Raw genomic sequence first — 20,631 nt, 5'->3', positions numbered from 1 at the left:
CGCCGCAGACGCCAAAGTCAGTTCAGCCGATTGCCGTTCTCGTCCGAGAACAGATGAATTCCGTCCAGAGCCGGTGAAATTCTTATCTCCTCGCCGACCGCCTGTCCTATGCGTTCACGAAAGACGCCGAGCACCCGCGAACCACCAAGCGTCATGGTGACCTGCGTTTCCGATCCCAGCGGTTCGACGAGCAGGATTTCGGCCGGCACGCCGGAAGGGTCAAGCGCGAAGTGCTCCGGGCGGATGCCATAAGTGGCCCCTCTTCCCGCAAGAGCTGCGGCAGCGGCCGGCAGCGGCAAGACCACACCGCCGGTTTCAAAACCATCTGCCGATATTGTCCCGGACAGAAAATTCATCGATGGCGATCCGATGAAGCCGGCAACGAACTGGTTTGCCGGACGGTCGTAAAGTTCAAGCGGCGTGCCGACCTGCTCGACCCGGCCGCCATTCAGGACCACGACCCTGTCCGCCATCGTCATTGCCTCCACCTGGTCATGCGTCACATAGATCGTGGTGGTCTTCAGCTTCTGGTGCAGCGCCTTGATCTCGCCGCGCATGATGACGCGCAGTTTCGCGTCGAGATTGGACAGGGGTTCGTCGAACAGGAACACCTGCGGATTGCGAACAATGGCACGGCCCATGGCGACACGCTGGCGCTGGCCGCCTGAAAGCTGGCGCGGATAACGGTCGAGCAGCTGTGTGAGGCCGAGAATATCCGCTGCCCAATTTACCTTTTCGGCGATTTCCTGCTTGCTCGATCCCCGATGCTCCAGCGAAAAACCCATATTGCTGGCGACCGTCATATGCGGATAAAGAGCATATGATTGGAACACCATGGCGATATCGCGGTCCTTCGGGTCGAGATCGTTGACGATCCGCTCACCGATCCTGAGTTCACCACCCGTGATCGTTTCAAGACCGGCGACCATCCGCAGCAGGGTCGACTTGCCGCAGCCGGAGGGGCCGACAAGAACGACGAATTCTCCATCCTCGATATCGAGATCGACGCCGTGAATGGTTTTTACCGCGCCATAGCTTTTGCGGATGTCGGACAGGGAAACATTAGCCATCGATTAAATCCGGTTCTTCAGCCCTTGAGGCCGGTATGGGCGAGGCCTTCGACGAACTGCTTCTGGGCAATCACGAAGACGATGAGCACGGGCAGCGCCGTCAGCGTCGCTGCGGCAAGCTGGATATTCCACATCGGTCCGCCATAGGCGTCGGTATATTGGGTCAGCGCCTGCGGCAGCGTGAACATTTCCGCGCTGGAAAGAAAAACGATAGGCTCGAGGAACAGGTTCCAGGAGTGCAGGAAGGTGAAGATCGCGACCGAGGCCAGCGCCGGTTTGGCGAGCGGCAGTGCGATCTTGCGGAAAATCTTGAAGCGCCCGAGACCATCGACGCGCGCCGCCTCTTCCAACTCGCCCGGAAGCGTCACGAAAAACTGCCGCATGACGAAGGTGGCAAAGACACTGGGCGCGCCGAAGATCGGCACCAGGATGAGCGGCCAGTGTGTGTTGACCATACCCGCCTTCAGAAACATCTGAAAAAGCGGCACGATCGTCACCTCCGACGGAATGAGCAGGCCAAGCAGCACGATCATGAAGATGGCGTTGGAACCCGGAAACCGGATCCGCGCAAAAGCATATCCCGCCATCGAGGAAATGATCATGGTTCCCACTGTCACTACAGCGGAAATGTAGGCGGAATTCCAGTATTGCCGCACGAAAGGCTGCAGCTCGAAGACCTTCGAATAGGTCGTCCAGTCATAGCTCTGCGGGATGAGCTGCGGCGGGAAGGCGAAGATGTCGCTGATGGGCTTGATGGACGAGGTCACCATCCACCAGGTCGGAAAGACGAAGGGGATCAACAACACACATAGCAACCCGTAAAGTGCCACCTGCATACGGGGGGAAAGGTCAGCTTTCATAAAAGACGATCCTCTTGCGCATCTGCCATTGGGCGAAGGTCAATACCGCGACGATCAGGAACAGCAGGATGGAAAGCGTGGAGCCATAACCGAAGAAATGGAACTGGAAGGCCTGCTGGTAGAGGTAATAGACCAGCACCGTGGTCGAGAGACCCGGACCGCCTTGGGTCAGGACAGCGATCTGCGCAAAGACCTGCAGCGAGCCGACGATGGTGATGATCGAGGTCAACAGGATCGTCGGGCTGATCAGTGGCAGGGTAATGCGACGAAACTGCTTGAAGACGGGCGCACCATCGATGCGGGCCGCCTCATAGAGTTCCTTCGGCACGCCCTGAAGTGCCGCCAGAAACAGGATCATGTTAAGCCCGACATTCTTGAAGACCTGCACGACGATGACGGAAATCATCGCGGTCGTTTCCTCACGCAGCCAATTGGGGCCTTCGATGCCGATCATCAGCAACATGCCGTTGATGCCACCGTTCTTCTGCAGCAGAAAACCCCAGACGATCGTCCAGGCAACCAGCGACACGACGACCGGCGAGAAGAACAGGGTCCTGAAGATGGCGATGCCGGCCAGTTTCTGGTTCAGCAACACGGCCAGAAGCAGCGCCAGCGAGAGGTTGAACACAACAAGCCCGGCGGAGAAGATCGCGGTCGCGACCAGCACCTCACGAAGATTGCCGTCTTCGACCAACATCCGGTAGTTCTGGGCGCCCGTATAGGTGAAGGTGTTGGCCAGCACATTCCATTCATGCAGCGAATACCAGAACACCAGCCCGAGCGGGATCAGCACGAAAATGATAATCCCGATCAGTTGCGGGGCGATGAACAGAAAGCCTGCAAGGCTGTCGCGCCGCGCGATGGTCCAGAACCCCTGGGCCGGACGTTCCTGACTACGGGCAATATCCTGCGCGACAGCCATCGTTTTCTCCTCAGCGCTTCAAGAGCGGCCCGATCTGGCCGCAGATTTTTTGAAGCGCCCCGGCGACATCGGCCTGCGGCCGCCAGACCGCGTCGAGGTTTGAGCGCACCATCTGCTGGATCTGGGCAAAACCGGTGTGGCCGGGCATGACCTTGCCGGTCGCGATGCCCGATATGACGACCTTTTCAATCTGCTCCTCGCTGAGCAGCGGATTGGTCTTTTTCAGCACCTGCGCATTCAGCAAAGACTTGCGCGCCGAAGGGAAGAACTGGCTGAGCTTGGCGGAATTTTCCGGATTGGTCATGTAAGCCACGAACTCCGCCGCGGTCTGCGCATTCTTGCCGGACTGCATGACGCCGATGCCCGCCTGGCCGATCAGCGCATAATCTCCAGCTGGGCCTTTCGGAAGAGGCACGAGGTCCCAACCGAACGGCTTGTCCTTCGGCAGAAGCGAGGCGCGGCTGATCTGTGTAATCGTCATTGCCGCATTGCCTGCAAAGAAATCGACCGTCTCGCCGGGACCAGGAATGGCCTTCTTGTCGAAGATGGCGTCGTGGATGAACGAAATGGCGTCCGCCATCGGCTTTTCCGCCATGGTGCAGGTTGCGCCGTCAGCGCTCCAGGGGGAAGCACCCCAACCATTCCAGACCGAGGTGAGATATTGCCAGCTCTGGTAATTGAAATCGCGGACGACAAGCCCGCCCTTGCCGGTCTTGGCGACAGCCGAGGCCGTGGCGATGGCGTTTTCCCAGGTCCATTCGCCGGCAGCGATCATGTCGGCAGGGGTTTTGGCGCCGGCGGATTTGATGAGATCGTTGTTGACGAAGACGGCAAAGGGTGACGTCGAGAACGGATAGGCGTAAAGCGTACCGTCCTGCGACCAGCGTTCCGTGGCCCCGGCGCTGACTTCCTCAAGATTATAGCCTGGCGCGGCCTTCAGCGTGTCGGTGAGCGGGTAGAGCGCGCCGGACTTGACGAAGTCATAGGCCGACGTCTCGAAAATCCAGGCCATGTCAGGCGGGTTGCCGCCCGCGATCTGGGTGGTGAGCGCCGTCGTGTAGGTATCGAAAGGCAGGGACTCATAGGTCACGCTGACATTTGGATGATCCTTTTTAAAACCCGCTGCGATATCGTTGAAGAGCTTCAGATGCGCCTCATTGGCGCTCCAGATCGTCATGCGCAGATTGACTGCATCCTGCGCCTTGGCAGCACCGCCAAGCGTAAACGAGCCGATAAGCGCAAGCGCACAGGCCGTGGATTTCAGTTTAAAATGATTGTTCATTCCCGGTCCTCCTCCAAAGATGGGTTCGATCAGACGGCAAACTGCCGTCCTAGTATGCTGCGATATCCGGCCAGCGAATCTCGATGCCCTCGCGGGTCAGTTGCGCCTGGAAGGCGTGCAGGTGCTCATCGTCTTCCTGCACCTGATGCGGCGTGAGGCCCTTCTCCAGGCAATGCGCCGCGAGCATTCCGGCCACTTCGCCAATGTTCCATTCGACCGGATGCAGGCGGTAGCAACCGTTGGTGATATGGGTCGTGCCGATGTTCTTGCCGGCCGGAATGAGGTTTTTTACCCGCTCAGGGATCAGCGCGCCGAGCGGAATCTCAAAGGGGCAGGACGGCACGTCGATATAATTGTCGCCGCCGGTGGATGGATGCAGATCGATGCGATACATGCCGATGCCGATGCTGTCGCGATAGCGGACAGCGCCTCTTTCACCGCGAACCGTGTAGGACAGGTCCTGCTCGACAATGCGCGTTACCGGCTTGATGCGGCGGCTTTCGCGAATATAGGGCGCCATGGCGAGCCCATGGTCGGTGCCGGTGATATCGCCGCGCAGCCGCAGCCCGCGGAACCCCTGCCCGCCATCGAAACGCGGCGCTTCCGTCTGCAGCCAGTAGAACACCGAATAGGAAAGATCTGCCGCCGCCTTCAGATGTCGCGCCTTTTCCTCTTCCGACACGTCGATAATCGTGCCGTCCATGTAATCGATCATCGGCCAGTTCACGAGGCAGATATCGGACTGGTAGAAGCCGGGCGTAAAGTTTTTCCGCGCCGCGATACGCCGGAAAATCCACAGGTTCTCATCGCCGCCGCCCTTGCGCTGGTCGGCGTCGACCAGAAGCGGATCGTCATCGGGATTTGGCGTGAAGGAGCGGGTGGTGTGCTCGAGCGTGCGTGGGTTTGGCGCGGTAAAACCAAGGAGCGGCCCGCCCCAGAAATGCGGCTGGTAAGAGCGCCAGTAATCGTAATTCTCGGGTTTGTCGATTGTCTGGTCGCCATCAACATGGTCAATGGCAAAGCAGATCGAGACGGCCTGCACATTGTCGGCTTGGGCTTCAGCCGGCGCGCTGGGTTCGCCTGTATCCGATTGCGCCTCAAAACCCTTGGCATACTCCGTGCTAGTCATCGGCAGCAGATCGCCGAGTTCGGTGGCGTCGAGAACGTAATCGGCGGAAATGGAGATTTCAGCACCACTGTCACGATGGCGAACAGTCACCGAGCGAACCCTGTCGCCGTCCACGTCAGCCGCGACGGGACGCCAGGGTTTGAGGACCGTCAGGCGACCTGCGCCGATATAGGGCATCAGCATGCTTTCCAGGACCGCAAGGCTGACACGCGGCTCGGCGCAGATGCGGCTAACCCATCCGCCGCCCGGATTAAGATCGCTCCACGCCCGCGCACCTTCCGTCAGTGGATAGTGGTCGCGATAAAATTGCCGCACACCGTTGCGCAGCGCCCGGTAAGACCGGGTGATGCCGAACTGTTCGACCCAAGTATGCTCGTCCGAAGGGACGGCCTGACTGGTCAATTGGCCGCCGATCCAGTCATATTCCTCGGTCATGATCACGCGTTTTCCGGCCTTTGCAGCCGCCAGTGCCGCCGCCACGCCGCCAAGGCCGCCACCGACCACGAGAATATCTGCTTTCATGTCTTTCACGACGTCACATCCGTTTTCTTGACTGAGGACTTGTTTGCCGAACCGGTCGGGGCCGGCCCCAGCGTTTCTCCCTTGACGGGTTCACATTTGAGAAGGATCTGCCCACCGGCGCTGCCGGTCTCGATGCGATTGACCAGCATCGCGGTCGCCTGCCGCCCCATCTCCTCGCGGGGAATTTCATAAGAGGTGAAGCGCACCGGGCTGCGGGCGGCCCTGATATGGCTGCCGAGTACGATCATTGAAAAAGCGTCCGGCACCACGAGCCCCCTCGCCCGCGCCAGTGCCTCGACGCGCACGGCATCGGCCAATTCTATGAAGAAGGCCACTGTGGCCCCGCTCTCAAGGATCGCATCGAGTATTTTCTCAGCCGAGCGGTTGACCGCCTTGATATGCAGGGCAAGCGTGGCCGCATCACCGAGCGCCGCGCTGAAACCTTGCCAGCGATCGGCAATCGATTCTGCCGGACCATGCGGGCCGATATAGGCAAGCTTGGTGTGTCCCAGCGCGATGGCATCTTCGACGAGCTGACGCGTGCCCGCGGCGTAGTCGCCGCCGACATAGGGAACCGGTCCACCGGCATCTTCACGCCGGCCGATCGCGACGAAGGGATAGTCTTCCGAAACCAGCCGGGCGAGTTCCTTGCGATCGAATTCGCGCCCCAGAACCAGACAGCCGTCCGCAATCCGAAGCCTGTTGCCTTCCGAAAATATCTTGCGGTTATCGCCGACACCGGCGCTCGTCAGCAGCAGAAGATCGTAAGCCTGCTGCTGCGCCTCTTCTTCGATACCGAGCAGGAAGGGCGTGAAGAAGTCAGCCTGCGCGCTTGGGAATGCCGGCTCATAGGTGAACACGCCGAGGATACGGTTCAGCCCCTTGGCCATGCGCCGCGCAATCGGGTCGGCGACATAACCTGTCTTGCGAATGACGGCCTGCACCCTTTCCCGGGTCTCCTCCGGGATGCGGGCGATCGCTGCCGGCGCGCCGTTCAGAACAAGCGACACGGTTGCCTGGCTGACGCCTGCGAGCTTGGCGATATCGTTTTGGGTGAGACGTCTGTGAGTAGTCAACCGATGCCCTCCCCGACATCCGATATTTGCTAATACGTATTAGCTGCTAATGCGCATTAGCATTATTTTCGGACGCCGAGTCAAGAGATAAACTGTAGCTGACAACCCCCTCACACCACGGAACGGCGCGTTCAGCATTTGTTCTGGATTGCTGTTTGAGTCTTTGCTAATCATTGCAACAACGAGCAGACATTGGCCGGAGCTTCGCGACGACTGCCATCTCTGAATAGGGTTCTCATCCGTGGGGACAGGCAGGTTATCTAAAGGATTGCTGGCATGGCGGTTGCCTATCTGGAAAAACTCAACGAACAGCAACGCAGGGCGGTCGAGCATGGCGTTGGGCTCGCTGACGGGCATACGGCCGGGCCTTTGCTGATCATCGCTGGCGCGGGTTCGGGCAAGACAAACACGCTCGCACACCGTGTCGCCCATCTGATCGTAAACGGCGCCGATCCCCGCCGCATCCTGCTGATGACGTTCTCCAGACGCGCCGCCACGGAAATGTCGCGGCGGGTCGAGCGTATCTGCAAACACGTTATCGGGGCGAATTCGGCAATCATGACCGATGCGCTCGCCTGGTCCGGCACGTTTCACGGCATTGGTGCACGGCTGTTGCGCATCTATGCCGAACAGATCGGCCTCAACATCGATTTCACCATCCACGACCGCGAAGATAGTGCCGACCTGATGAACCTTTGCCGGCACGAGCTGGGTTTTTCCAAAACGGAAAGCCGTTTTCCGACAAAGGGTACGTGTCTCGCGATCTATTCGCGTGTGGTGAATTCCCAGACGCCGCTCAAGGAGATATTGCGCCAGCATTATCCCTGGGTCGCCAACTGGGAGAGCGAACTCAAGGAACTGTTTGCAGCCTACGTGGAGGCCAAGCAGGTCCAGAACGTGCTCGATTACGACGATCTCCTGCTTTACTGGGCGCAGATGGTGAGCGATCCCGTTCTGGCTGATGATATCGGCAACCGCTTCGACCATGTGATGGTCGACGAATATCAGGACACCAACCGCCTGCAGGCCTCGGTGCTGATGGCGCTCAAACCCGGCGGCCGCGGGTTGACCGTGGTGGGTGACGATGCGCAGTCGATCTATTCCTTCCGGGCGGCGACGGTGCGAAACATCCTCGATTTTCCGGCTTCCTTCAGCCCGGCGGCCGACATCATCACGCTGGACCGCAACTATCGCTCGACCCAGCCGATCCTTGCGGCCGCCAACGGCGTCATCGATCTGGCGCGCGAGCGGTTCACCAAGAACCTCTGGACCGAGCGGCAGTCGCTGGAGCGCCCGAAACTCGTGACAGTGAAGGACGAAACCGAGCAGGCGAATTTCATCATCGACCAGATTCTCGCCAACCGCGAAACCGGCATGACGCTGAAACAGCAGGCCGTGCTGTTCCGCACCTCCAGCCATAGCGGCCCGATCGAGGTGGAACTGACCCGCCGAAACATTCCCTTCGTCAAATTTGGCGGCCTTAAATTTCTCGACAGCGCCCATGTGAAGGACATGCTGGCCGTGCTGCGCTTCGCACAGAACCCGCGCGACCGTGTCGCCGGTTTCCGGCTGCTGCAGATGTTGCCAGGCATCGGGCCGAAGAAGGCCGGCAATATTCTCGATACGATTGCGACAGACCCCGAGCCGCTGCTTGCCCTTGCCGAAATTCCGCCGCCGCCGAAGACCGGCGACGACTGGACAGCCTTCACGCAAATGCTGGCGGGCCTGCGACAGGCGCCGAATGACTGGCCAGGCCAGATCGGGCAGGCACGGCTGTGGTACGAACCCCATCTCGAACGCCTCCATGAGGACGCCGACACCCGCAAGGCCGATCTGCTACAACTCGAGCAAATCGCTGGCGGCTATCCCTCACGCGAACGTTTTCTGACCGAGCTGACCCTCGATCCACCCGACGCCACCAGCGATCAGGCCGGCGTGCCACTGCTCGACGAGGACTATCTCAGCCTGTCTACCATCCATTCGGCAAAAGGCCAGGAGTGGCGTTCCGTCTTCATCCTGAACGTGGTCGATGGCTGCATCCCCTCCGATCTCGGCGTCGGCACCACCCAGGAACTGGAGGAAGAACGCCGGCTGCTTTATGTCGCCATGACGCGCGCCAAGGACAGCCTGTCGCTGATCACGCCGCAACGCTTCTTCACCGGCGGCCAGAGCCAGCAGGGAGACAGGCATGTTTACGCTGCAAGAACCCGCTTCATCCCGGCGACCTTGCTGCAATTTTTCGAGACGGCAACCTGGCCACTGGTGTCGGCTGCCGCTTCCGAGCGCAGCGCGCAGCAGATCCGCATCGATGTGGGAGCGAGGATGCGGGCAATGTGGAAGTAAGGATGCCGGTAATCACAACTTTCAAACCGCGCGACCGAACGAAACCGAAGGCCTGATCAATACTCGATCTCTCCCTCGTTTCGGCCCGCCGGACAATATCGGCAGGCTCGGCGTTAGGGCGTATCCCTGCCGTCGATCATCAAAGTATGAAAACTGGCATTGGCACAGGCCTTTCGCCTGCTGCTCGACCGAGATTCGATCTCTCTTGTGTGGGCGGTCAATAAAGCGTTATTGACTGTCCCTGCCGATAAAGTCATATCACCTCAGAGTAGGCAGACCAGACAGGATCCGCATAGTGCAAGTAGAAGCATTCTCGATACCAGGCTTGAAAAAGATAACTCCAGCTCGTTTCGGGGACAGCCGGGGTTACTTCAGCGAGGTTTTCAAGAAGGACTGGTTTCGCGAAAATGTATCGGATGTGGAGTTCGTACAGGACAATGAATCCCTGTCTGCACAAGCGGGTACTGTACGTGGGCTTCATTTCCAGACAGAGCCGTTTGCACAGGGCAAGCTCGTTCGCTGCATTCGTGGGCGGCTGCTGGACGTCGCTGTCGACATCAGAACAGGATCGCCCACTTTCGGGCAATGGGCCGCTGTCGAGCTATCACCCGAAAACGGCCAACAGCTATGGGTTCCGGCGGGGTTTGCCCACGGCTTCATGACGCTCGCGGACGATACGGTCATCGCATACAAGGTGACGGCCCCTTACAGCGCAGCCAGTGACCGCGGCGTTAAATGGGATGACCCTGCCATAGGCATCAACTGGCCGAAGCGGGAAGGCTGCATCCTTTCCGACAAGGATACAAAGCAGCCTCTTCTGTCCGAATTGCCTGAATATTTCACCTACCAAAAAACTGGAAACTGATGATGCGCGTTCTAGTTACCGGCGGCGCCGGATTTATCGGCTCAGCCCTCGTACGTTATCTCGTGAGCGAGGTTGGCGCGGATGTTCTCACCGTAGACAAGCTGACATATGCAGGGAACCTGGCTTCCCTCAAGCCCATTGAAAACGCACCCAATCACCGCTTTCTCCAGGCCGACATATGCGACCGGGCCGCGATGAATGAGGCGTTCGCGACATTCCAGCCGGATTACGTGATGCATCTGGCCGCCGAAAGCCATGTCGACCGCTCCATAACCGGCGCTGCTGATTTCATCCAGACCAATATCAACGGCACTTTCACGATGCTGGAGTCCGCGCGGCAATATTGGAGCAGCCTTGCGGACGACGCCAAGGCGAATTTCCGTATGCTGCATGTTTCAACCGATGAGGTTTACGGCTCTCTCGGCGATGACGGTTTGTTTGAAGAAACAACCCCTTACGATCCCTCATCGCCTTACTCCGCTTCGAAAGCCGCAAGCGATCATCTGGCCACGGCCTGGCAGCGCACCTACGGCCTTCCGGTCGTCATTTCCAACTGCTCCAACAATTACGGCCCCTTCCACTTTCCGGAAAAGCTCATTCCGCTGATCATTCTCAACGCGCTGGAAGGCAAACCGCTGCCGGTCTACGGAAACGGCGCGAACATCCGCGACTGGCTTTATGTGGAGGATCATGCCCGCGCCCTGTGGCTCATCGTTCAGAAGGGCCTTGCCGGCGAGAAATACAACGTCGGCGGCAGAAACGAGCAAAAGAATATCGATGTGGTGAACTGCATCTGCTCCATTCTCGACGAACTGCGCCCACAATCCAAACCCTATGCCGAGCTCATCAAATACGTCACGGATCGTCCCGGACACGATGCGCGCTACGCCATTGACGCGACGAAGCTCGAAACCGAACTCGGCTGGAAAGCCCAGGAAAACTTTGCTACCGGCATCCGCAAGACGGTGGAATGGTATCTCGAAAATGCCTGGTGGTGGCAGCCGCTTCGCGAGGGGGTTTACGCCGGAGAACGCCTCGGCGTTCTGACGAAGGGCTGAGCGAATGCGGCTGGCAGTTACAGGCAAAAATGGTCAGGTCGTCAGCGCCCTTCTAGCACTGGCGAGCGCCGAGCTGGAGATCGTGGCTCTCGGTCGGCCGGAACTCGACCTTGCACAGCCTGAAACTGTTCTGAAGGCGCTACGCCAGGTAAAACCCGATGCCGTGGTATCGGCTGCCGCCTATACCGCCGTCGACAAGGCAGAGAGCGAGCCTGACATCGCTTTTGCCGTTAATCGGGATGGAGCAAGGGCTGTCGCGCAAGCGGCAAGTGACCTCGGCATTCCCCTCATTCATCTTTCTACGGATTATGTTTTCGACGGCGCCAAGGACACCGCTTATGTCGAAAGCGATCCGACAGGCCCCACTTCCGTCTACGGCCGCTCGAAGCTAGAAGGCGAACGAGCCGTTTCGGAGGCCACCGACAATTACGTGGTTCTGCGGACCGCATGGGTCTATTCGGAATATGGCAATAACTTCGTGAAGACCATGCTGAGGCTGAGCGAGAACCGCGACGAGATCAATGTGGTTGCTGACCAGTTCGGATGCCCTACCTCGGCCAACGATATCGCTGCCGCGGTGGTAACAATCGCAAGAAAGCTCGTGGAAGATTCCTCGGCCCCTCTTCGTGGGGTGTTTCATCTGTCTGGATCAGGTGAAACGAACTGGGCGAATTTCGCGAAACAAATATTCGCATTCGCTGAAGAAGACGGCGGAAAGTCGATGATCGTCAACGACATCACGACTGCGCAATACCCTACCCCGGCCCGACGCCCGGCAAACTCGCGGCTTGATTGCAGCAAGCTTGAAGAGGTCTACTCTATAAAACTGCAGAGCTGGCAAACATCAACGCGCGCGGTGGTCACCGCTCTTGCGCAGAGCAAAAAGGAAACGCCATGAAGGGCATCATTCTGGCCGGTGGCAGCGGCACGCGCCTGCATCCGATGACATTGGCGGTCTCGAAGCAGATCCTGCCGGTCTACGACAAGCCGATGATCTATTATCCACTGACCACACTGATGCTGGCCGGCATTCGCGAGATTCTGATTATCTCGACCCCCCATGACATGCCGCTCTTCCAGTCCCTTTTGGGTGATGGTTCAAAATGGGGTCTTTCCATTGAATATGCGGTCCAGCCGAGCCCGGATGGTCTGGCGCAGGCCTATATGATCGGCGCGGATTTCGTGGCGGGGTCGCCATCCTGCCTCATCCTGGGTGACAACATCTATTACGGCCACGGATTACCGGAACTTCTGCAGGCTGGTACAAGCGTTAGCGACGGTGCTACGGTCTTCGCCTATCATGTGAACGATCCCGAACGTTATGGTGTGGTCGATTTCGATAGCGAAATGCGCGCCCTCTCCATCGAAGAAAAGCCGGCAAAGCCCAAATCCAACTGGGCGGTCACGGGTCTTTATTTTTACGATGCCGATGTTGTCGACATCGCCGCCAATCTCAAACCATCGCCACGCGGCGAATACGAGATTACGGACGTCAATCGGACCTATCTCGAGCGCGGCAAGCTGAAAGTATCCATCATGGGACGCGGTTACGCCTGGCTTGATACCGGCACACCGGACAGTCTTCTCGAGGCGGGCGAGTTTGTGCGGACGCTTGAAAAGCGGCAGGGCTTCAAGATTGCATGCCCGGAAGAGATTGCTCTGAGCAAAGGCTTCATCACGAGATCCGAATTCTCAGCACTCGCAGAAAATGCCGGCAAAGGTGATTATGGCGTATATCTAAGGAGACTCGCTTCCTCGTAAGTGCGCTGTCATATGCCTCCGCTTCGAGTTGAACAAAACCGCATTAACACCTTCCGCTACAGCAACTCATCAAAGGTTGCCAAGTTGAGGCAGGATCGTGCGCCTGGTCTCTGGAGTCAAAATGCCTAGTTTGTCACTCTCGGACGTAACGGTGATCTCTGTTTGCTACAAGAGTGATGCGCTCATAGCGGAGATGATCGCGACGGTGCCTGAGGAAACACCAATAGTTCTCGTCGACAACGGAAAAACGAATAGTTTTGCGAACCTCCCTGCCGGTAGGAACATCAGGATTGTTCAGTTGGAGGACAATCAGGGCTTCGGCCGCGGCTGCAATGCGGGCGCGGCGGTGGCGCAGACACCTTGGATCCTGTTTTTAAACCCTGACGCCCGATTGACCGCAGGCGCGATTGAAGCCTTGCTGGAGGCCATTGATCGTCACCCGTCGGGTGTTGCATTTAATCCACGAATTTCCAACTCGGACGGAAGTGAATATTTCAAGCGGCGGTCCTGGTTATTGCCACGCCGCCGCTACATGAAAAAGGGCTGGCCCGCAGTCGATACCGTCGTTCCCGTTTTGAGCGGGGCCGCTTTTTTTGTTTCAAGACAAAAATTTGACGCGGTCGATGGCTTTGATCCGGCTATCTTTCTTTATCACGAAGATGATGACCTATCGTTGCGCCTTGCAAAATTAGGGCAACTCGTATTTGCACGCGATGCCCTTGTTTCCCATGCGGCGGGGCACTCGTCGGGCCGTTCTCCCGAAATCGCTCGGCTCAAGGCGTTTCATATGGCGCAATCGAGAATTTATACCGGTATCAAGCACCGGCGGCCGCTTCCAAGACTTTCGACTTTCGTTCAAGCCTTCGCGCTGATCATGTCGCCCAGCGCTCTATTCTCAGCGCGCCGGCGGGCCAAGGCCGCCGGATTTCTCAAGGGCGCAGTCGAATCTATCAAACATCAACCATGAAGCGAACGAGTGCGTAATAGCAATCGCTATTCGTGTTCCTTCAACCATGACCAGACGCCGGCAATCCCCTCTCTCAAACCTATCTTTGGCTCCCAGTCAAAATCCATCTTTGCCCGCTCTATGTCGAGAACGGATACCGGAACGTCGAGGCTTCGATGAGGCTTATAGACTATTGGAATGGGATTACCCGTAATCTCCTGTACGATTTCCGCGATGTGGAGGACGGAAGTCCCAGTTCCGCTACCCCCGTTGTAGACGCCGACCCTGTCACTGAGAAGCGCGGTGACGCATAGGCTGCTAAGGTCTTTGACGTGAATATAGTCGCGAATCGTGGAGCCATCTCCCCATATTTCGATGGGCTGGTGCTTCAGGGCAAGGTTGAGATATGTGCCTATTATGCCTTGGACGCCCAGGTTACCCTGATAGAGACCGTAAGGATTGGAGGCTCGGATCACAACAGGCCGTATACCGGCCTTGATCTCATAGAGTTTAAGATAGGACTCTATCGCAACCTTCACTACGCCATACGAACATATCGGATCGAGTATATGTCCCTCCGGAATTGGGACCTCCTGCGGCTTGCCGTAGACAGTCCCACCCGACGATAGGTAGAGAATGCGGGTTACATTGCATGCTGCCATATCCTCGAGGAGGCTCAGGGTTCCGAGAAGATTAAGCTCAACATCCTTGCCGGGGTCCTTATCGCCCGTGGACGGCACCGTCCCGCTGACAAGATGCGCCACGGCGTCGACATCCACCAGAAGCTCGCGCATCAGCTGGCTATCAGCCAACTCTCCCGAAACATACTGCACACCTGCCGGCAGCGGACGACCAGGAAGACGGCTTCTTCCCAGCACCTTCACCTCGTGTCCCGCGACCACCAAATCTTCGACAAGGTGGTAGCCGATGAACCCACCGCCGCCGAGAACCAATATCTTCATAAAAAGCCTATCACCTTACTGCCGCCAACGTCACTTCCTTGCGAGCACAGAACGATAATGATCGAGATACTCACTAGCGAGCACATCGATATCATATGTCGCTCCAAGGATTTGCGCTTTTTCTCTAAAGCCGTCACGGACATCTTTCTCCAAGATTTTTTCCATGGCGTCGCTCAATTCATTCACAAATCGGTCGTTATCGCTGTCATTGGCGATGATAATTCCAGCTTGTTGGCCATCGATCTGTGACATTGCCTTGATCTCACCGACATCCGTGGACACGCACGGGACCCCCACTTGGAGCGCCTGTATCAAGCACAGGGGATAAGATTCACCTGGAAAGCGTGTCGGTATCAGAGCCACGTCGCTAATACGGTAGAGACCATAGATCTCCTTAATAAAACCAAGGAAGTGAATGGTCTCGTCCGTCGCCGCCAAGAGCTTGGCATCGTCCGTGGCTGGCCCTTCGCCCACCATAAGCATCGCCATCGGGACATCAGGTCGCCGCTCCCGCAATAAGCGATATGCCCTGACGGCCTCTACCCAGCCTTTGCCTTCAGCCCCTCGTGCAACAAGCGAAAATACGACAGCATCCTCTGCCACACCCAGCTGAGCACGTGTTTTGGGGAACGCTACTTCATCAACAGGCATCGCATTTTTAACTTTTACGAATTTTTCTTTACCTATCTGAAGATTATCGAACGGCCCCAGGTTCCGATCGGCAGTATAGGCGAATTTATCAATTTTCTTGCTCCAGCGGTCGATCCTGCTCGTCGAAACATCCATCGCCTCATAGGATCCATGCAGTGTCGAAATAAAGGGCGCTGAGATGCCTTGCCCGTCGAGCAAGAACCCTTCGACATTGGCAACATGCGAATGAACCACCGAGATTCCTGCATTCGTGATGAAACGATCTATCCCCATGTCGCGAACCGCATTGGCCGTATAGACAGGGATACCAGGGTCGAGCATACGCCGCACGTCTTTATGATCGTCCGCGTCGTGCATCTGAAGAATGGAGACCATGATCCCCTTGCGGCGAAGTGCATTCGCGAGGTGAATCGGGAATATTTCTCCACCGCCGAACGAAAAGCCCAAAATGCCGACCAGAACATGAATATGTTCACGCGGGACCGCACTAAGGCTTTGGTAATTCACCAGCTTTTGAAATTCTTCAGCCTGGACTCCAGCACCTTTCGAGACGCTGCGACAGACCTCGATAAAGCGTTTGAGGGTGCCATCTGGAATATCCCATCGTTTCTTCAACGATGTCATCAGTCGCGCATATTCTTTATAATATTCTGGCTTCGATTGGGCGCTGCTACCGGATGTATTGCTATCGTGAATACGGAAATAGCTGACAGAACTGGGCTCGTATGCGATCTGTCCACCCGCTGCGATAGCCGAATAGAGATACCAGTCGCCCATGATTTTGTAACTTCTGGCCTCTTCCCATACCTGATCGGAAATCTCAAAACGCCGCCAGAGGCTTCCTCCGACGTTGGCAATCACATTTTTGACGCCAAAGCCGCCGCGAAACCACTCGGCGGCCGGACGAGTCATGCGTGCTTCCCAGATCCCTGGCTCACTATCCTCGCGGTAATGATCCAGCCCGGCAAAATACTCTCCCTGACTATTCGCAAATTGGATTCGCCCGAACGCCATCATCACGCTTGGGTCACGAAATGCATTGATCATTCTTTCAACGAAAGTCGGCTCGCAAAAATCGTCGCTTTCGCAAATCCAGACCAAATCACCCTTTGCCAGCGAGTGACCCTTCTGCCATTGACGGAACACATTTCCCGAATTTTCAGTATTATAGACAGCTCTGATACGCTCAGGGAAACGCTTGACATATGCGTCGATTACCGAGCGACTGTCGTCACTGGAGCAATCATCCAGAACCAGAATATCGATAAGCGGATAGGTCTGCGCCAGGATGCTGTCCAGACGCTGAGGAAGATACCGCGCGTGATTGAAGTTCGGCACGATCGCAGTCACCCTCACGCCGGTCTGGGCGCTGATACTGGAGCGGCTCGCCGCAATAATCCTGTTGGAAGCAATCCTCTGATAATAGTCGAGGCAGAACTGATCGACCTTACGCGACAGCAACATCGGATCGCGCTTTTCAGCCGATTTCAGAAACCTTTTTCGCCTTCGAGTGCTGAAGACACTGACTTCCGACAAGGCGTACAATAAACGAGTATAAATCAAACGCTTCAGAAACTTTGTCAAAGAAGCTCGGCTCATCCAGTTGTTGCGCTGAAGCGCGTCGACTTTGCCCGAAATCTGATCAATGTCCTTCATCAGAATTTCGGCCCAGTGAGCCTGTTCGAACTCTACGCGCTTGAGGACTGGTTCTGACGCTTGAATATCCTGCGAAAAGACGCCGCTCATGCTCACATCATCAACCGGACGATCCGATGCGACACCGATCATGTACATCGGCGATTCGAGACCCACAGTGGTTGCGCCACTTCCAGAGTCCGTTTCAAAAAAACGCGTAGCTTGGTTTTCAGATGCGATGATTGAGCCAAAACCGATCTTCTGACCATGCATCGATACATAAGTAAAATATTGCCCCAGGAGCTCGTCAAATTCAGACTTCAAAAGCTCCTTGACGTGAAAGGGATTAACCAGCCCTGTCGCGACAGTGTAGGCGTACTTTTCCGGAGTGGAGATGATCAATATTCCATCGGCGCGCAGAACGCGCTTGATCTCCTGCATAAAGCGATCATGGGCCTCAATGTGTTCAAGCGTTTCAAAGGAAATGACGACATCCATCGAAGCCGACGGCAAGGGAATGTCTTCACATGATCCAACCTTGAAGGAAATATTCTCAGCTTTGTACTTCGACTGTGCGTGACGGACCGCTTCGTCTGAAATATCCACGCCGATTACGGACCTGGCAGTTTCCGCAAGAAGTGCGGAGCCGAAACCTTCACCACCTGCGATATCGAGAACATCTTTGCCTCTGACAAAATTTTTCGCCAGATGATACCGGTGCATATGCTCAAGGTAGATATTCCCACCAATTGTGGGTAGATAGCGTTCGCCGGTGAAATCAAGATCGTCGGTCATATTTTTCCTCGGCAAAATGCGTAGCTGATTATATTTTGAGGCGGATACCCTATTCTCAGGCTCAAGTCGAGACAATGATCCAGCCACTAAAAACCAATGGCTTTATATGAGGTGGTAACGCGGACGTTTCAAAGACGCGCTTACTTTCCGACGCCTACCCCAACTGCAAGATACCTCAAGAAATCACTGGTCCTTCGCCATGACGGATATCTAGAAAAAAACTTGCGACTTTTTTCCTCGTGAAACGAGTTTTCCCAACCGAAAATTTCCGGGTGGCTGATCGCTTGGACGTGATGCGCTAATTGCTATCCCCGCAGGATAATCGAAAGTGCTTAGGCAGACTTCATCAAACCCAGCCTCGATGACATGTTTCCACGCATCAGCTCCGTATTCGGTTACGACGAGAAAGTCGGATGCATTGGAGCTTGGAGCACCGTGGTAGCTCTTGGGCAGTCCCGTACGATCGCGGGTCAACCTGCCTACAATTATGGGAACAGTGTAAGCTAGAAGACCGCCCGGTTTCAGAACCCGTCTGCACTCTGATAGCGCTTTTACAGGGTTGTCGACGTGCTCGAGAGTGTCTGAATGAACAACTAAGTCGAAGGTTTCATCCACGTATGGGAGCGAATGCATATCGACCTCTGGATATTCCGCAAGGATACGACCAGGCATCCTCTTCAAGTAGCTAGACAGCTGTGCGCATTCATTTAGTTCGAGAACTTTTTTATCTTTACTTGCAACAACAAAGTCTGCGAACTTTGTACTCGAATGCCAATGACGCATAATAGAGCGTGCAAGCGCCTGGCTGCGAATATTGCAGCCGCAATCCGAACACTGTGTTCCCTGTTGTCGATCGATATATGACCGCTCTAGGTGATCTATACCCCATTCCTCAGCTAGCTCGTCCCAAATGACGTTGTTACTGACGAAGTCTTCGCTGCCGCAAACCACACATTTCATTTTTTCACCACTTCAAAAACACCGAAACTGACGATCCCTTGTATCGCGTTACTTTCGGAAACACCGTGCTTCCTGGTATTTTCGCTCTACAGGTTCAGCTTGATGAAAAGGTAAAGTACTTGTGCAGGAAATAACTCGTTGCAACCGGGCTCAAACACCAATCACATGCGCCACCGCCTCTGGATGAAAACCGAACCCAACGAGTGGGAACAGCCATCTGGCCAATCCGACGCTCACGAGCCAGACCTGGGCCAACGCAACCATGTTCACCAAACCAAAGCGCAGATATTCCGCCTCAGGTCGGCGACCTGACTCCTCGAAAACGAATAGTTTCATGAGGCCATAGGCCGTCGTCATGCCGATGAGGTAGGCTATCACGATTGCAGCAGAATAGCTGGTGATTGTGGATAGCGCTGCCCGCGAAAGAACATTAACGCCGGCAGCTATACCGCCTGACAACACGAAGCGAACGAAAGGTGATGAGATCATTCCGGAAATCGATCTCATTTCGGCACGGCTTCAGCCATCGCTCTGCCGAGCCTCACGCTTTCCGCGATGCCCCGATCCTCAGGATAATAATAGGAAGTGTCGGCAATCTGGAGCCCCGAAATAGGCGTCTGAACAGGCGGCAATTTATCGTAGAAATTTGGCTCGCAAACTGGCTGCGCATAGGCGAGCCGGCCAACTTTCGCTTCGATAACATCGTTGTCGCTTACATCGGGATTTACTTTTTTAATGTATCCCAAAGCCTCATCGATGAACTGCTGGTCGGTCCAGCTCCATTTGCGATTCGTCGTCGGCATGTAATACGGCACATAAACGACAGTGTCGCTCACGGGGCGAAGATTGGAAAACTCAATCAGCCCGGGTATCTCGATGGTGTCATCAACGATATTGATCCAGAAATGGCGGCTGATGGATTTCTTCAATTTGAAGAGAAGGCAAACCACGCCGATATTGCGAATATCATCGTATTTCTTTTTCGACGCTTCGGGGAGATCAGGCACCAAGCGGGATACCAATGGCGTCGGCAGGGTGGAAATGACAGCATCGGCGGGAAAGAACCGCTCCTTCGTCCGTACTCCTGCCACCTTGCCATCCGCGCATTCTATCCGCTCGGCGGCAGCGCCGAGATGCAGGCGCCCGCCTTTTTCCGTATAGGCGTCGACAAGCGCATCGACCAAGACCTGGCTTCCACCGTCAATATAGCCAAGTTCCTCCTGAAATATCGAGCGCCGGGAGTTGCCTATACGACGCACGCGCGTTGCGATCCAGGAGGCGGAAATATCGTCGGCAAGTTCGTAGAACTTCAATTCCATCAAACGCTTCCAAAGTGTGCCATACACTTCTTTGCCGGAACCCTGTTCAAGCCACTGCCGCGCAGTCTTATGTTCAATCTTGGAGAAATCGCGCGCTTTCGTCGTCAGGAACATTTGAAGCCCCGTTCGGAATTTTGCGATCAAGCTCAGATGCGGGAACCGTAACAGGGAGATCGGATCGCCCCAGGGATGAATTTTCCCCTTCATGAAGTAACCCATTGACGTTCCACGCCACTTCATCCGGTCGGCGATGCCGAGTTCCCGCATCAGCGCAAAGGTTGGCTCGTCGGATTTACAGACAAAATGATAAAAACGTTCGATCGACAATCCGCCAAAATCAAAATGGGCGGCCATTCCACCGGCTACCGCGTCGCTTTCGATCAAATCGACCTCGTGCCCCAAATTTACGGCGCGATGTGCTGCGGCAAGCCCCATGGCCCCCGCCCCGATCACCACAATGCGGCTCATTGGTAAT

General features: G+C 56.2%; 17 protein-coding genes. 6 read left to right on the top strand and 11 right to left on the bottom strand.

The window, feature by feature from the left end; genetic code table 11:
• Positions 1-17: 17 nt before the first annotated feature.
• Genes O9X91_RS19130 through O9X91_RS19105 form a run of 6 tightly spaced genes read right to left on the bottom strand, consistent with a single transcriptional unit; the run spans position 18 to position 6,861 of the window.
• Complete coding sequence (locus O9X91_RS19130; RefSeq protein WP_142913036.1) at positions 18-1,070, bottom strand: ABC transporter ATP-binding protein; 1,053 nt, start codon at positions 1,068-1,070, stop codon at positions 18-20.
• 17 nt (positions 1,071-1,087) lie between these two features.
• The gene (locus O9X91_RS19125; RefSeq protein WP_142913037.1) at positions 1,088-1,930 is read right to left on the bottom strand and encodes a carbohydrate ABC transporter permease; all 843 of its coding nucleotides are present in this window, start codon (positions 1,928-1,930) and stop codon (positions 1,088-1,090) included.
• Positions 1,920-2,852: a carbohydrate ABC transporter permease gene (locus O9X91_RS19120; RefSeq protein ID WP_142913038.1), complete on the bottom strand. Its 933-nt coding sequence runs from the start codon at positions 2,850-2,852 to the stop codon at positions 1,920-1,922. Before O9X91_RS19120 ends, O9X91_RS19125 begins: the two co-directional genes overlap by 11 nt.
• 10 nt (positions 2,853-2,862) lie before the next feature.
• A complete protein-coding gene (locus O9X91_RS19115; RefSeq protein WP_142913039.1) occupies positions 2,863-4,134 on the bottom strand; it encodes an ABC transporter substrate-binding protein in 1,272 nt (423 codons plus the stop codon).
• 49 nt (positions 4,135-4,183) lie between these two features.
• Positions 4,184-5,785 carry an FAD-dependent oxidoreductase gene (locus O9X91_RS19110; protein ID WP_142913318.1) on the bottom strand — a complete coding sequence of 534 codons (1,602 nt, stop codon included), beginning with the start codon at positions 5,783-5,785 and terminating at the stop codon, positions 4,184-4,186.
• A 5-nt stretch (positions 5,786-5,790) separates the two neighbouring features.
• Complete coding sequence (locus tag O9X91_RS19105) at positions 5,791-6,861, bottom strand: LacI family DNA-binding transcriptional regulator (RefSeq protein WP_142913040.1); 1,071 nt, start codon at positions 6,859-6,861, stop codon at positions 5,791-5,793.
• A 276-nt stretch (positions 6,862-7,137) separates the two neighbouring features.
• Here O9X91_RS19105 and O9X91_RS19100 point away from each other — a divergent pair, with 276 nt between their 5' ends.
• The 6 genes from O9X91_RS19100 to O9X91_RS19075 all read left to right on the top strand — a co-directional run bounded on the left by O9X91_RS19100 (position 7,138) and on the right by O9X91_RS19075 (position 13,855).
• Positions 7,138-9,204 (top strand): ATP-dependent helicase, encoded by a 2,067-nt coding sequence (locus O9X91_RS19100; protein WP_142913041.1) that lies wholly within the window; start codon positions 7,138-7,140, stop codon positions 9,202-9,204.
• Positions 9,205-9,499: 295 nt separating this feature from the next.
• Positions 9,500-10,069, top strand: a complete 570-nt coding sequence (gene rfbC / locus O9X91_RS19095) for a dTDP-4-dehydrorhamnose 3,5-epimerase (protein WP_269834364.1) — start codon at positions 9,500-9,502, stop codon at positions 10,067-10,069.
• 2 nt (positions 10,070-10,071) lie between these two features.
• Positions 10,072-11,127, top strand: a complete 1,056-nt coding sequence (gene rfbB / locus O9X91_RS19090; RefSeq protein WP_142913043.1) for a dTDP-glucose 4,6-dehydratase — start codon at positions 10,072-10,074, stop codon at positions 11,125-11,127.
• A gap of 4 nt (positions 11,128-11,131) precedes the next feature.
• Positions 11,132-12,025, top strand: coding sequence for a dTDP-4-dehydrorhamnose reductase (rfbD, locus tag O9X91_RS19085; protein ID WP_142913044.1), 894 nt, complete (start codon positions 11,132-11,134; stop codon positions 12,023-12,025).
• Entirely contained in the window at positions 12,022-12,888 is an 867-nt protein-coding gene (gene rfbA / locus O9X91_RS19080) for a glucose-1-phosphate thymidylyltransferase RfbA (protein ID WP_077983464.1), read from the top strand. The genes rfbD and rfbA overlap by 4 nt, the downstream gene beginning before the upstream one ends.
• 121 nt (positions 12,889-13,009) lie before the next feature.
• On the top strand, positions 13,010-13,855 hold the full coding sequence (locus O9X91_RS19075; RefSeq protein WP_142913045.1) for a glycosyltransferase family 2 protein: 846 nt from the start codon (positions 13,010-13,012) through the stop codon (positions 13,853-13,855).
• A gap of 26 nt (positions 13,856-13,881) precedes the next feature.
• On the opposite strand, the gene O9X91_RS19070 is transcribed toward O9X91_RS19075, so the two are convergent.
• From O9X91_RS19070 to O9X91_RS19050, 5 genes are all read right to left on the bottom strand, one after another.
• Entirely contained in the window at positions 13,882-14,796 is a 915-nt protein-coding gene (locus tag O9X91_RS19070; RefSeq protein WP_142913046.1) for an NAD-dependent epimerase/dehydratase family protein, read from the bottom strand.
• Positions 14,797-14,826: 30 nt separating this feature from the next.
• Positions 14,827-17,877, bottom strand: coding sequence for a glycosyltransferase (locus tag O9X91_RS19065; protein ID WP_142913047.1), 3,051 nt, complete (start codon positions 17,875-17,877; stop codon positions 14,827-14,829).
• A gap of 210 nt (positions 17,878-18,087) precedes the next feature.
• Positions 18,088-18,837, bottom strand: a complete 750-nt coding sequence (locus O9X91_RS19060) for a methyltransferase domain-containing protein (protein ID WP_142913048.1) — start codon at positions 18,835-18,837, stop codon at positions 18,088-18,090.
• A 150-nt stretch (positions 18,838-18,987) separates the two neighbouring features.
• On the bottom strand, positions 18,988-19,344 hold the full coding sequence (locus O9X91_RS19055) for a GtrA family protein (protein WP_204814842.1): 357 nt from the start codon (positions 19,342-19,344) through the stop codon (positions 18,988-18,990).
• The gene (locus O9X91_RS19050; RefSeq protein WP_142913049.1) at positions 19,341-20,624 is read right to left on the bottom strand and encodes an NAD(P)/FAD-dependent oxidoreductase; all 1,284 of its coding nucleotides are present in this window, start codon (positions 20,622-20,624) and stop codon (positions 19,341-19,343) included. The genes O9X91_RS19055 and O9X91_RS19050 overlap by 4 nt, the downstream gene beginning before the upstream one ends.
• Between the last annotated feature and the right edge of the window lie 7 nt (positions 20,625-20,631).

The organism is Agrobacterium salinitolerans (assembly GCF_027498475.1).
GTDB lineage: Bacteria > Pseudomonadota > Alphaproteobacteria > Rhizobiales > Rhizobiaceae > Agrobacterium > Agrobacterium salinitolerans.
This window is presented reverse-complemented; position numbering and strand designations above follow the sequence as displayed.

Excerpts from the sequence above, each read along its gene's own strand:
- O9X91_RS19075 (WP_142913045.1), top strand. The coding sequence starts at position 13,010 with ATGCCTAGTTTGTCACTCTCGGACGTAACGGTGATCTCTGTTTGCTAC.
- O9X91_RS19115 (WP_142913039.1), bottom strand. The coding sequence starts at position 4,134 with ATGAACAATCATTTTAAACTGAAATCCACGGCCTGTGCGCTTGCGCTT.
- O9X91_RS19050 (WP_142913049.1), bottom strand. The coding sequence starts at position 20,624 with ATGAGCCGCATTGTGGTGATCGGGGCGGGGGCCATGGGGCTTGCCGCA.
- O9X91_RS19065 (WP_142913047.1), bottom strand. The coding sequence starts at position 17,877 with ATGACCGACGATCTTGATTTCACCGGCGAACGCTATCTACCCACAATT.
- O9X91_RS19060 (WP_142913048.1), bottom strand. The coding sequence starts at position 18,837 with ATGAAATGTGTGGTTTGCGGCAGCGAAGACTTCGTCAGTAACAACGTC.
- rfbA (WP_077983464.1), top strand. The coding sequence starts at position 12,022 with ATGAAGGGCATCATTCTGGCCGGTGGCAGCGGCACGCGCCTGCATCCG.
- O9X91_RS19070 (WP_142913046.1), bottom strand. The coding sequence starts at position 14,796 with ATGAAGATATTGGTTCTCGGCGGCGGTGGGTTCATCGGCTACCACCTT.
- O9X91_RS19055 (WP_204814842.1), bottom strand. The coding sequence starts at position 19,344 with ATGAGATCGATTTCCGGAATGATCTCATCACCTTTCGTTCGCTTCGTG.
- rfbD (WP_142913044.1), top strand. The coding sequence starts at position 11,132 with ATGCGGCTGGCAGTTACAGGCAAAAATGGTCAGGTCGTCAGCGCCCTT.
- O9X91_RS19125 (WP_142913037.1), bottom strand. The coding sequence starts at position 1,930 with ATGAAAGCTGACCTTTCCCCCCGTATGCAGGTGGCACTTTACGGGTTG.
- O9X91_RS19120 (WP_142913038.1), bottom strand. The coding sequence starts at position 2,852 with ATGGCTGTCGCGCAGGATATTGCCCGTAGTCAGGAACGTCCGGCCCAG.
- O9X91_RS19100 (WP_142913041.1), top strand. The coding sequence starts at position 7,138 with ATGGCGGTTGCCTATCTGGAAAAACTCAACGAACAGCAACGCAGGGCG.
- O9X91_RS19130 (WP_142913036.1), bottom strand. The coding sequence starts at position 1,070 with ATGGCTAATGTTTCCCTGTCCGACATCCGCAAAAGCTATGGCGCGGTA.
- O9X91_RS19110 (WP_142913318.1), bottom strand. The coding sequence starts at position 5,785 with ATGAAAGCAGATATTCTCGTGGTCGGTGGCGGCCTTGGCGGCGTGGCG.
- rfbB (WP_142913043.1), top strand. The coding sequence starts at position 10,072 with ATGCGCGTTCTAGTTACCGGCGGCGCCGGATTTATCGGCTCAGCCCTC.